Genomic DNA, 11,974 nt, shown 5'->3' on the forward strand with positions numbered 1-11,974 from the left:
GTCGCGCTCGGCGCCTCCGGCGGCCGGAGTGCCCGCAGGGCGGCGCTGCGGGGCGTCGGTTCCGTGGCGATCGTCGCCGTGATGAACCACACGCTCGGCAAACCGGCCGCCCGCAGCGCCCGTCCGGTCCTCGACCGGCTGCCCGGCGTGTTCCCCCGGCCGAACACCGCGTCGCTCCCGTCCAGCCCCATGGCCTCCGCCGCCGCCTTCGCCTCGGGGGTCGCCCTGGAGTCGCCGCGGTACGGACTCGCCGTCCTGCCGGTCGCCGCCGGGCTGGCGTACGTACGCAGCAGTGAAGGGCTCACCCATCGCGGCCGGGCGGCGGCGGGCGTGATCGTCGGCGTCGGCGCCGCGCTGCTCACCTGCCGGTGGTGGCCGGTGAAGCCGGACGCGGCGGCGTCCGCCCCGCCGCCGCGCAGACCTGCCCCCGCGCTCGTGGACGGCGAGGGGCTGCATCTGCTGGTCAACCCGTCGTCCGGCATCTCCTGGACCAAGGACACCGCCGAGACGCTGGGCACCCTGCTGCCCAAGGCCTCGATCACCGTCCTCGAACCGGCCGACGACCTGCTGACCCTGCTCGACGAGGCGGCGCTGCGCGCCGTCGCCGACGGCGGGGCGCTGGGCGTGTGCGGAGGCGACGGGACCGTCAACGCGGGCACCACGACAGCCGCCCGGCACGGTGTGCCGCTGGCCGTCTTCCCCGGCGGTACGTTCAACCACTTCGCCGTGGACCTCGGCAACCAGACCCTGGAGGACGTGGTCCGTGCCATCCAGGCGGGCGACGCGGTCACCGCCGACGTGGGCCGGGCCTCGTCACCCGAGGGCCCGGGCACCCACCCCGAGGAGGGCGCGCCGGACAGCTCACCCGCCGACTCGGCGGAGCCTCCGGAGGGTCCCGGCCAGCAGTTCTTCCTCAACACCTTCAGCATCGGGGTGTACTCGGAACTCGTCCACGCCAGGGAACGGCTGGAGAAGCACATCGGTAAGTGGCCCGCCCTGGCCGTGGGCCTCGCCAAGGTCCTGGCCACCGGCAGCCCGCTCTCCGTGGTCATCAACGGCCGCGCCCGCCGCATCTGGCTGCTCTTCGCGGGCAACGGCATCTACCACCCGGCCGGTTTCGCCCCGACGTACCGCACACAGCTCGACGACGGACTGCTCGACGTCCGCGCCGTGGAGGCCGGCACCCCGCTGGCCCGCACCCGGCTGCTGCTCGCGGTCCTGACCGGCACCCTGCACAACTCCCGGGTGCTGACGACCGCCCAGGTACGCCGCCTGGACCTCGAAGTCCTGCGGGGCGACCCCCACTTCGCGTACGACGGCGAGGTCACGGACGCCACCTACCGGCGTCTGGTCCTCGACAAGATTCCCAAGGCCGTCACCCTGTACCGCCCCGCCGACCAGGACCAGTGGCTGCGCTGAGCTGCCGAGCGGACGCGGTGGAACGGCGTATGCATGAGCCGCCGCAGGCCGGGCACTTGGAGGAAGCACAACGACGGACCGACAGCCACCGACCGCGTGGCCGCGGAGACGAAGAGATCGGAACCGACATGATTGTCCTTGGCGTCATTCTGCTCCTCATCGGCCTGCTGGTCGGTGTCTCGCTGCTGACCACCATCGGTGGTGTGCTTGTCGTCGTCGGCGCGGCCCTGTGGATCCTCGGGGCGAGCGGCCGCGCGGTCGGTGGCCGTAAGCACTACTTCTAGAACCCCTCTAGGGCCGGATGTCGAACACCGACCCGATGAACTCCGAGAGCAGCCGCTCCTTGAGCGGCTGCTCAAGAGCGTCCAGCAACACCAGTACGGGGGCCATCCGGACGGGCAGCCCCGCCTGCCCGTCGAGCCCCGCGTAGGCCAGGACGCCGGCGATCTCCTCCGGAGTCAGCGCCGCCGGGTCGAGCCCGGCGGCGAGGCCGGCCAGCCCCGGGTCCACGGACACCGGTGGCAGCGCGCGGGCCGCTCGCAGCGCGTCAGCCAGATCCTTCACCAGCGCGTCCACCTGGCCGACCGTGGCCGGGGTCAGGGTGAGATGGAGATTGGGCGGCAGGCCGTCGAACGACAACTGCGGCTGGAGGTACCAGCCCCGGACGCGCATCTCGTCCGCCAGGTGCAGCAGCAGACTCAAGTCGGGCCCCGCTCCCGCCGATTCGCCGTGGACCGTGAACGCGACCAGCCCTGCGGCCGGTTCACCGAGCACCTGTACGCCGGCTACGCCACGCAGCCCCGCCAGCAGCCGGTCCGACGCCTCGGCGACCCGGGCGGCCAGGGCGGTGTAGCCGTCCTCCCCGACATGCTGGAGGACCGCCCACGCCTGCGCCAGCAGCCCGCCGGACTTCGTCCCCTGCACCGTGGGGTTGACGACCGGGTAACCGGGCCACCCCGCATGGGCGAAGTACTGGTACCGGCGCAGTTCGGCGTCCCGGTAGAGGACGACGGACGCGCCCTTGTCGGCGTACGCGTACTTGTGCAGGTCGACGGAGAGCGACGTGACCCCGGGGACCGAAAGGCCGAACGGCGGCACCTCGCGCCCGGCGCGCCGCAGATAGGGCAGCAGCCAGCCGCCGATACAGGCGTCGACATGGCACAGCACCCCGCGCCCGGCGGCAGCGGCGGCGATGTCGGCCACGGGGTCGATCACCCCGTGCGCGTACGACGGCGCCGAGGCGACCACCAGCGCGGTGCGGTCGGTGATGGCCGCCGCCACGGCGTCGGCGTCGGCGCGGAAGGTGACCGGATCGACCGGGACGGCGACCGTCTCCAGGCCGAGGTAGTGGGCCGCCTTGTGGAAGGCGGCATGGGCGGTGGACGGCAGGACCAGCTGCGGCGCCGTGACCCCCCGTACCGAACGCGCGTGGTCGCGGGCCGTCTTGACGGCGAGCAGGATGCTCTCGGTACCGCCGCTGGTGAACGTCCCTTGCGCGCCCGGGGCGCCCAGCAGCGCCGCCACGCTCCGCACCAGGTCGTTCTCCAGCCGTGCCACGCTCGGGAAGACGGTGGGGTCGAGGCCGTTGACGGTCGCGTACTCCGTGTACGCGGCAGCCGCCAGCTCGTCGAGTCCCTCAAGCCCCGCGTCGTAGACGTAGGCGAAGGTGTGCCCACCCCGGGTCGGTGCGTCGGAGTCCCGCAGACGGCTCAGCTCGGCGAGCACGTCGGCCGCCGAACGGCCCTCGGGAAGCGCGGGGTTGGGCTCAGTCGACACGGTCGGTCTCTTCCTGCCGGGGTTCGGGCGCGGGGGACACGGGCGCCGGGGACACGGGGGTTGCGGACGTGTTGTCGGCGGCGTCCTCGCGGTAGCGGTACAACAGCCACAGGCTCGCCGCCGCGAGAACGGCCGGCAGCACGCTCATGCCCACGGTGATGCCGGTCAGAGCAGCCCCGGGCTGGTCGACCCGGTGGTCGGCGTCCGAGGAACGAAACCCCGTCACCGCCAGAACGAGCGCGAACGCCCCGGCGCCCAGCGCGAAGGCCAGATTCTCGGCCGCGGTCCACAGCCCGGTGAAGGTCGCGGCCCGCCGCTTGCCGGTACGGGCGACATCGGCCGCGAGCGTGTCGGCGAGCATGGTGAGCGGCAGCAACTGGAGCCCGGCGTAGGCGATTCCGATGACGACGACCGCCCCGAAGCCGAGCGCGTTTCCGGCCGCGGGCGTGCAGGCCAGCAGCACGGCGCCGCCGAGGAAGAGCACCGAGGCGCACCACTGGGCCGCCTTCACGCCGTAGCGGCGGGCCAGCCGGTTCCACAGCGGCATGACGAGCACGAGCGGGCCGATCAGACAGGCGAACAGCGGCGTGACCGCGTCGGCCGAGCCGAGGGTGTACGTCGCGAAGTACTGGACGCCGGCGAGCATCACGCCCACGGCGAGGGCCTGGAGGGTCCACATGCCGGCCAGGAACAGGAAGGGCCGGTGCGACCTGGCGGCGGCCAACTGGGCCCGGAGCGAGTGCTCGGCCTCGCTGCGGGCCACCGCGGGCGCCCACCGGGTGGTGAACCAGGCCCCGAACATGCCCAGGGCGAGCAGGAAGGCGACGGCGATCCCCATGGTCCGGTAGCTGCCCGGTCCGTCGTCGCCCGCGTGCGCGATCGCCGGCGCGAGCCCGCCGGACAGCAGGATCGCGACGCCGAGAAAGCCGACCCGCCAGCCCAGCACCCGGCCCCGCTCGGCCGGGTCCTCGGTCATCTCGGCGGGCATCGTCACGTACGGCACCTGGAAGACGGCGTACGCGGTGGCGGCGAGCAGGAAGACCACCGCCACGTATCCGGCGGCCGCCGCGCCGCGCAGCGGGGGCGCGGCGAAGAGCAGCGCGAAGAGCGGCGGGAGCGTGCAGGCACCGGCGAGCAGGAACGGCCGGCGCGGTCCGCCGCGCAGCCGGCTTCGATCGGACACCGCCCCGACCAGCGGGTTGACCAGGACGTCCCAGGCCTTCGGCAGGAAGACGGCCGCACCGGCGACGGCTGCGGGTACGGCGAGCACGTTGGTGAGGTAGTAGAGCAGGATCAGCCCCGGCACGGTGGCGAACGTGCCGGTGCACAGGGAGCCGAGCCCGTACCCGATACGCACCCGGCGCCGAAGGGGCGCAACGGGCTCGCCCAGCGCGCGGATGTCTGCTGCCATGCCGCAGATCATGAGGGAACGTCGAAGCCGGCGGCAAGAGCCGCGTGTGAAGGCGGCATGAAGTCTGCTGCCTGCGGTGACCTCAGACGGAAGCGACGCCAGATGGAAGCGACCGGAGCCGAAAGCGACCCAGGCCGAAAGCGACCCAGGCCGAAAGCGACCTCAGCTGAAAGCGACTTCACTCCGAAGAACGCTGTAGAGCACCATGTCGTGGTAGCTCCCGTTACGGAACTGGGCGCCCCGCATCACCCCTTCCCTGGTGAACCCCGCCTTCTCCAGGGCGCGTTGCTCCGCGACGTTCGCCACGTCGGTGTGCGCGTCCACCCGGTTCACCTGGGTGTGGGCGAAGAGGTACCGCGTGAGCAGCGCTTGGGCCCGGGTACCGATGCCCTGACCGCAGGCCTCGGGGAGCAGTCCGATGCCGATGTTCCAGCCGCGGTTGAGCGGCCCGAACGGCATGGAGCGCCAGCCGACGGATCCGACAGCCCGGTCCGGGCTCACCACCATGAGCGTTCCGGAGTCGGCCGTCAGCAGTCCGTTCTCGGCCCAACGCCGGTGCTTCGCGGCAGGATCGGCGAACCCGAACCAGTCGAACGCCGCATCCGACTCCGGGGACGTGTTGTGGAGCAGGTCGAGCAACGGCAGGTCTTCCTTGGCCACCGGGCGAAGGTCTACGTCCTTGGTCATGGCGGAAGCGTATGACGCCGGTCATGCCGGTCCCGCGCCTGGTCCGCCCTGGGTACCGGGCCTGGAAAGATGCGCTCGGCTACTCATGTCCCGGCCCCGGCCGGGGCCGATGATGAAGGCCAGCAATGCCGAACCCAGGAGACAGCACATGCTCAGCCGCCTCGCCGACGTTCTGGTGCCTGTCGCCGGCCGTCTCACCGTCACGACCGACCCGGGAGCCGAACTCGCTCCGGGCAGCATCATCGCCGCGAATCACACCTCGTTCGCCGACCCGGCCGTCGTCCTTGCCGCGCTGCACCGTCTCGGGGTCCGGCCGGTCGTCATGGCGGCAGCCGGCCTGTGGCGCGTCCCGCTGCTCGGCCGCGCGCTCGCCGGTGAAGGGCACATACCCGTCCACCGCGGCGACCGGCGCGCGGCGCACGCCCTGGACGCCGCGGCCGAGGCGCTGGAGCAGGGCCGCTCGGTGCTGATCTACGCCGAGGGCGGTCTGCCGCGTCGGACCGACGCCCGCGAAACGGCCCCCGAGGCGTTCCGCAGCGGCCTGTCCCGGCTCAGCCTCCGCACCGGTGCTCCGGTGGTGCCCGTGGGCCAGGCGGGCGCCCGGCGGATCATCTCGGGCAACGCGACCAAGCAGCTGGCGGGCCTGCTCACGTCGCCGCTGCGCCGCCCCGAACTGCACGTTCACGTGGGGACGCCGCTGAGTCTGGCGGGTGACAGCGCGGCGAGGACGGCGCAGGCCCGTACCGCCGTGACGACGGCCTGGCGCACGGCCACCGCGCAGCTGGGGGAGCCCGCCGCGCTCGCCGCGTGAGTCTCGTGCTCGCCGCGTAAATCAGCGGGCGACGGGGTTGTTGTCGGGATCGGAGTCGGCGTCGGCGGCGGCCAGGGCCCGCAGGCGTGGCGCGACCTCCTCACCGACCCGGAACGCCTCCTCCAGATGCGGATATCCGGACAGGACGAACTCGTCGACGCCCAGCCGCCGGTACTCGTCGAGCCGGGCCGCCACCTCGTCGTGCGAGCCGACCAGCGCGGTGCCGGCACCCTCCCTGACCAGGCCGATCCCCGCCCAGAGGTTCGGCGAGACGGTCAGCCGCCCCGGGTCGGCCGAGCCCGCGTGCAGTGCGGTCATCCGGGCCTGCCCGGTGGAGTCCATCCGGGCGAAGCGTTCCTGGGTGGCGCGTACCGTCTCCGGAGCGAGCCCCTTGAGCATGCGGTCGGCCTCACGCCACGCCTCGTCGGCGCTGTCGCGGCTGATGATGTGCAGACGCAGTCCGAACCGCAACGCGGGGTTACGAACCCGCAGTTGCTCCACCCGGGCGGCGATCCCCGCCGGCGGCTCGCCCCACAGCAGCTGGACGTCGGCGCGACGTACGGCCACGTCCTGGGCCGCGGGGGAGGCGCCGCCGAAGTACAGCGGCACCGGATACTGCGTGGCGGGGTCCGTCAGCCGCGCGTTCTCGATCTTCAGATGCCGGCCATCGTGGTCGACCCGCTTCCCGTCCAGCAGATCCCGCAGCACCGCCATGATCTCGTCCGTCCGCGCGTAGCGGTCGTCATGGTCGAGCTGGTCGCCGTACGCCCGCTGCTCGGCGGGGTCGCCGCCGGTGACGATGTTGAGCCGCAGCCGCCCTCCGGCGAACCGCCGGAACGAGTCGGCCTGTTGGGCCAGCAGCGTCGGGCTGGCGAATCCCGCGCGGAACGCCACGAGGAACCCGATCCGCTCCGTGTGCTGGGCCAGCGCCGAGGTCAGGATCCACGGATCGGCGCAGCCGAGGCCGACCGGCGTCAACAGGGAGGCGAACCCCGCGTGTTCGGCGGCGCGCGCCACCTGCGCGAGGTACCCGATGTCGGCGGGCCGCCGCGTGGCGGCAGCGGTGCGCTTCTGTACGGCGGTGACACCACCGGGATCGCGGCCGTCACCACCCGTGGGCAGGAACCAGTGCAGCAAGGGGGCCATGTCGGCATCCTGGCCGGTCGGTGCGGTACGACACAAGACGCGTCTGGTATCCGGGCTTCGCCGTATCAAGGTGTGGAACGCCTCGCCCCGTGCGGGCATGGCCGATTTTCGACTTGAAAAAAGGTTAGGCTAACCTAAGTCACGTGATCGTGACTGCACCCGCCCGAGAAGCCTCCCCACCGTCCGGCCCCGGCGCCACCGGCCTGGCCACCGCCGACCTCACCGTCGCCTACGACGGCGTGGATGTGGTGCACGAGGCGGGCATCCGCCTTCCCGGCGGCCAGGTCACGGCCCTGATCGGCCCCAACGGCAGCGGGAAGTCCACCCTGTTGCGTGCGGTCGCCCGACTGCACCGGGCGCGCGGCGGACGGGTGACCGTGAGTGCGGACGGCGAGCAGCCTGTGGACGCCTTCGCTCTCTCACGCACCGACTTCGCCCGGCGCGTCACACTGCTCGCACAGAGCCGCGCCACTCCGGCGGGACTCAGCGTCCGCGAGGTGGTCGGCTTCGGGCGGCACCCGTACCGGGGGCGGTTGCGGGGGAGCGACCCGGACGGCGTGCGGCTGATCGAGCACGCCCTGGCCGTCACGAACGTCGCCGAACTCGCCGACCGCGGTGTGGAAAGCCTCTCCGGCGGCCAGTTGCAGCGCGTCTGGTTCGCCTGCTGTCTGGCGCAGGACACCGACGTACTGCTGCTCGACGAACCGACGACCTATCTCGATCTGCGCTACCAGGTGGAAATCCTCGACCTCATCAGGGACTTGGCCGACACGCACGGCGTCACCATCGGGGTCGTCCTGCACGACCTGGACCAGGCGGCGGCGGTGGCGGATCAGGTCGTCCTGCTCTCCGAGGGGCGTGTCGCGGCTGCCGGCACCCCCGCCCAGGTGTACGACGCCGAGCTGCTGAGCGACACCTACGGCATCCGTATCGAGGTCGGAGCCGACCCCTCGACGGGAATCCCCCGCACCCGTGCGGTGGGCAGACATCATCTTCGGCTGGAAAGGCCCTGACATCCTCATGACCACCAAGCTCCGGGCATGGCCCGCGATCAGCGTGATCGCCGCCACCCTCGCGGCCACCCTCGTCGGCTGCGGCACGACGGAGGCACCCGAGAAGACGGCCGCCGCGGCCCCCGCGCTGACGGTCACCGACTCGCGCGGCGAGAAAGTGACACTCGACGGACCGGCCCAGCGAGTCGTCGGCACCGAATGGAACGTCGTCGAATCACTCGTCACCCTGGGCGTCGACCCCGTCGGCGTGGCCGATGTGAAGGGGTACCAGGACTACGACACGGCGGCGCCCCTTGCCGACGGCACCAAGGACATCGGCACCCGCGGCGAACCCAGTCTCGATACCGTCGCCGCCCTGAAGCCCGACCTCATCGTCGCGACGGACGACCTGACGGACGCCGCCATCGGCCAACTCTCCGAACTGGCGCCGCTCATCGTGGTGCGGGCGGCTGACGCGAGCCGCCAGATCGACCAGATGACCGACAACGTGAAGCTCATCGCGCGGGCCACCGGAACCGAGGCCAAGGCCGAGGAGACGATCGCCGCCTTCCGGCAGAAGCTCGCCGAAGGCAAGAAGGAACTCGCCGCCGCCGGCCTCGCAGGGCAGAAGGTCGCCTTCGCCGACGGCTGGCAGGAAGGAAGCCAGGTCTCGGTGCGCCCGTTCGTGAAGGGCTCGCTGCTCACCGACATCAACACCGAACTCGGTCTGGTCAGTCCGTGGACGATGAAGGGCGACAAGGGGTACGGCCTCGCCGCGACGGACGTCGAGGGCCTGACGAAGATCGGCGACTCCCGGTTCGTGTACATCGCCAACGACGCGGACGGCGGTGATCCCTTCGCGGGCGGACTCAAGGACAACGCGGTGTGGAAGTCGCTGCCCTTCGTGAAGAAGGGTGACGCCCACCGGCTCCCGGACGGCATCTGGATGTTCGGCGGTACGGCGTCGATGACGCGGTACATCGACGCGCTCGTGGACGCACTGACCAAGTGAACGTCCACACCGTCGCGGCGAAAGCCGGCTCTCCGTCCGTGGCGAAGACCGAACTCCCTTCATCGGCAGGCCCGGTGGAGGCAGCCGCCCCCACCGGGCCCGGCCGCAGGGCGCCGGCCGGGCGCGGCCGGGTCGCCGTCCTCGCCCTCGGGGCGCTCCTGGCCCTGCTCGTCCTCATGGCCGTGCACATCAGCCAAGGCACGGCGACCGTCGGACCGCACACCCTCTGGCGCGCGGTGATCTCCCGCTGGTCGGACGGCGGCACTTCGGACCAGGCGGACGCCGTACTGGTGGCCTCCCGGCTGCCACGGCTCGCCGCAGGGCTGATCGTCGGCTGCACACTGGGCGCGGCCGGCGCCGTACTGCAGTCGGTGTCACGGAACGTACTCGCGTCGCCCGACACGCTCGCCGTGGACGCCGGCGCCTATCTCGCGGTCGTCGCCGTCGCGGCGTTCGGCATCACCCTGCCGCCGTTCCTGGCGGGCGGTACCGCGCTGATCGGCGGACTGCTCGCCGCCGGCATCGTGCTGGGACTCGCCAGGGCGGGAGCGGGACCCACCCGCCTCGTGCTCGCGGGTTCGGCGCTCACCCTCGGCCTCGGCGGTCTGAGCCAGACGCTGCTCCTGCTGCGCGCACAGCAGACGACCGGCCTCTACGCCTGGGGCAACGGCTCCCTCGCGCAGATCGGCATGCAGACCGTCGACCGGCTCGCGCCGGTCGCCGTCCTGGCGTTGACCGGGCTGATCGTGCTCGGCAGGCGACTCGACATCCTCGCGCTCGGTGACGACGGAGCGGCGGTCGTCGGCGTAAGTCCCCGCCGTACGCGGGCGATTGCCGTCGTCCTCGCCGTCGCCCTCTCGGCCGTGTCCGTCACCGTCGCAGGGCCCATCGGATTCGTCGGGCTGTGCGCGCCCGCGATCGTACGGCTGGCCGGTGCCCGGCTGCCCGCGCTGCTGCGTCATCGGCTGTTCGTCCCCGCGTCGGCGGTGGCGGGCGTGCTGGTCGTGCTCGGCGCCGATGTGCTGCTGCGGGCCCTGTTCGGCGCCCAGGCGGGCGCTTCCGTACCGACGGGCATCGTGACGAGCTTCTTCGGCGCGGTCGTGCTCGTGTCCCTGGCCTACCGGTCCCGTGACACGGGAGCCGCCGCCCCGGCCGCCGCCTTCGTGCGTCTGCGCAGCCGCCGTGCCTTCGTCGTCACGCTCGTGACGGTAACCACCGCTCTCTGCGCGGCGGTTGTCGCCGCCACGCTGCTCGGCGACGCCCCGCTGTTGCTCGGCGACGTGGCGAACTGGCTCACCGGGCGGTCCGGACGCTTCGTCTCGTTCGTCCTCGACACCCGCATGCCACGCGTCGCGGCGGCGCTGCTCGCCGGCGCCGCGCTGGCGACAGCGGGGACCGTCGTGCAGGCGGTCTCCCGCAACCCCCTCGCCGAACCGGGCATCCTCGGTGTCGTCGGGGGAGCGGGCGTCGGCGCCGTCATCACGCTCACGATCGTCCCGCTCGCGAGCTTCTGGTACGTCGGCGGCTCCGCGCTCGCCGGGGCCGCGGCCGCCACCCTGCTGGTCTTCGGGCTCGGGGCGCGCGGCGGACTGGAGCAGAACCGGCTGGTGCTGATCGGTATCGGTGTGTCGGCGGGAGCGGCGGCGTTGGTGAGCCTGCTCATCGTGCTGACCGATCAGTACAACGGCACCAAGGCGCTGACCTGGCTGTCAGGATCGACGTACGGACGCACGTTCCCCGAGGTACTTCCGGTGCTCGGCGCGCTGCTGGCGGCAGTGCCCGTACTCGCCGCCAAGCGCCGCGAACTCGACCTCATAGGGCTGGACGCCGACACACCACGGCTGCTCGGCATCCGGCTGGGCACGACACGGCTGGGACTTCTCGCCGTGGCCGTTGTGCTCACCGCGGCCGCGGTGGCCGCTGTCGGTGTCATCGGCTTCGTCGGACTCGTGGCACCCCACGCCGCGCGTGCCCTGGTGGGCCGGCGCCATGGACGGGTACTGCCGGTCGCCGCCCTGCTGGGCTCGCTGCTGGTGGTCGTCGCCGACACGGTCGGCCGTACGGTCGTCGCGCCGGCGCAGATCCCGGTGGGAGTCGTCACGGCGGTGATCGGGGCACCGTACTTCGGTTGGCTGCTGTGGCGGTCGAAGGCGATGAGATGACGCGGTGGCGTCGGTCGGTAGGGTCCGCACCATGAAGAACCGGCCCCGGGCGCACGGCCGTACGTCCGATGCCGGGGAGTCGTGGGAGTTCCTTTCCGCCACCGTGGCGGAGCTGGCCCGACCGGCCGGGGGCCGCAGAGCCACGACGCCGTAGAGTCACGGCATGTCCTTGCGAATCCGTATGCGTCAGGCCCTGCCGGAAGCGATGCGCGCCCGCGACAAGGTCGCGATGCGCGCCTTGCGCGCGACTCTCTCGGCGCTCGACAACGCCGAGGCGGTTCCCGTGGACCCGGCCGACGTACGCAGCTCGGCCATCGAAGACTCACCAGTGGGTCCCGGCGCCACCGAGGCGGCGCGGCGCGCGCTGAGCGAGGGCGACGTACGAGACATCGTCCGCGCCGAGGCCACCGAACGCCTCGACGCGGCGGCGCAGTTGACGTCCCCGGCACACGCGGACCGAGCCGCACAACTACGCGAAGAGGCCGCCGTACTGCTCCGCTTCCTCGACGGCTCCGAAGCCGCCTAGCACACGGGCGGCGGACACTGCTCGCCGCAAGG

Annotated in this window: 12 protein-coding genes; 8 read left to right on the forward strand and 4 right to left on the reverse strand. The window is 72.3% G+C overall.

The window, feature by feature from the left end:
• The coding region (locus HY68_RS33905) for a diacylglycerol kinase family protein (protein ID WP_042000663.1) at positions 1-1,419 on the forward strand (1,419 nt) is incomplete at its 5' end.
• A gap of 128 nt (positions 1,420-1,547) precedes the next feature.
• Entirely contained in the window at positions 1,548-1,703 is a 156-nt protein-coding gene (locus tag HY68_RS42355; protein ID WP_107070279.1) for a hypothetical protein, read from the forward strand.
• Between the two features lie 7 nt (positions 1,704-1,710).
• Here HY68_RS42355 and HY68_RS33915 read toward each other — a convergent pair whose 3' ends face one another.
• The 3 genes from HY68_RS33915 to HY68_RS33925 form a co-directional block, all read right to left on the reverse strand.
• Positions 1,711-3,195, reverse strand: a complete 1,485-nt coding sequence (locus HY68_RS33915; protein WP_041999216.1) for an aminotransferase class V-fold PLP-dependent enzyme — start codon at positions 3,193-3,195, stop codon at positions 1,711-1,713.
• A complete protein-coding gene (locus tag HY68_RS33920; RefSeq protein WP_107070256.1) occupies positions 3,185-4,606 on the reverse strand; it encodes an MFS transporter in 1,422 nt (473 codons plus the stop codon). The genes HY68_RS33915 and HY68_RS33920 overlap by 11 nt, the downstream gene beginning before the upstream one ends.
• A 162-nt stretch (positions 4,607-4,768) precedes the next feature.
• The gene (locus HY68_RS33925; protein WP_041999219.1) at positions 4,769-5,293 is read right to left on the reverse strand and encodes a GNAT family protein; all 525 of its coding nucleotides are present in this window, start codon (positions 5,291-5,293) and stop codon (positions 4,769-4,771) included.
• 148 nt (positions 5,294-5,441) lie between these two features.
• Here HY68_RS33925 and HY68_RS33930 point away from each other — a divergent pair, with 148 nt between their 5' ends.
• A complete protein-coding gene (locus HY68_RS33930) occupies positions 5,442-6,104 on the forward strand; it encodes a lysophospholipid acyltransferase family protein (protein WP_041999222.1) in 663 nt (220 codons plus the stop codon).
• Positions 6,105-6,125: 21 nt separating this feature from the next.
• Here HY68_RS33930 and HY68_RS33935 read toward each other — a convergent pair whose 3' ends face one another.
• Positions 6,126-7,250: an LLM class flavin-dependent oxidoreductase gene (locus HY68_RS33935; protein WP_041999224.1), complete on the reverse strand. Its 1,125-nt coding sequence runs from the start codon at positions 7,248-7,250 to the stop codon at positions 6,126-6,128.
• A 149-nt stretch (positions 7,251-7,399) separates the two neighbouring features.
• Between HY68_RS33935 and HY68_RS33940 the strand changes: the two genes are divergently transcribed.
• From HY68_RS33940 to HY68_RS33955, 5 genes are all read left to right on the forward strand, one after another.
• A complete protein-coding gene (locus HY68_RS33940) occupies positions 7,400-8,263 on the forward strand; it encodes an ABC transporter ATP-binding protein (protein WP_107070280.1) in 864 nt (287 codons plus the stop codon).
• Positions 8,264-8,270: 7 nt separating this feature from the next.
• A complete protein-coding gene (locus tag HY68_RS33945) occupies positions 8,271-9,254 on the forward strand; it encodes an iron-siderophore ABC transporter substrate-binding protein (protein ID WP_041999228.1) in 984 nt (327 codons plus the stop codon).
• A 74-nt stretch (positions 9,255-9,328) separates the two neighbouring features.
• Positions 9,329-11,416: an iron ABC transporter permease gene (locus HY68_RS33950; protein WP_042000668.1), complete on the forward strand. Its 2,088-nt coding sequence runs from the start codon at positions 9,329-9,331 to the stop codon at positions 11,414-11,416.
• A 31-nt stretch (positions 11,417-11,447) separates the two neighbouring features.
• Positions 11,448-11,570 carry a hypothetical protein gene (locus HY68_RS46105; protein WP_277816781.1) on the forward strand — a complete coding sequence of 41 codons (123 nt, stop codon included), beginning with the start codon at positions 11,448-11,450 and terminating at the stop codon, positions 11,568-11,570.
• 51 nt (positions 11,571-11,621) lie between these two features.
• Entirely contained in the window at positions 11,622-11,942 is a 321-nt protein-coding gene (locus tag HY68_RS33955; protein WP_042000671.1) for a hypothetical protein, read from the forward strand.
• Positions 11,943-11,974: the final 32 nt, after the last annotated feature.

Source organism: Streptomyces sp. AcH 505 (assembly GCF_000818175.1).
In the GTDB taxonomy this organism is placed as follows: Bacteria; Actinomycetota; Actinomycetes; order Streptomycetales; family Streptomycetaceae; genus Streptomyces.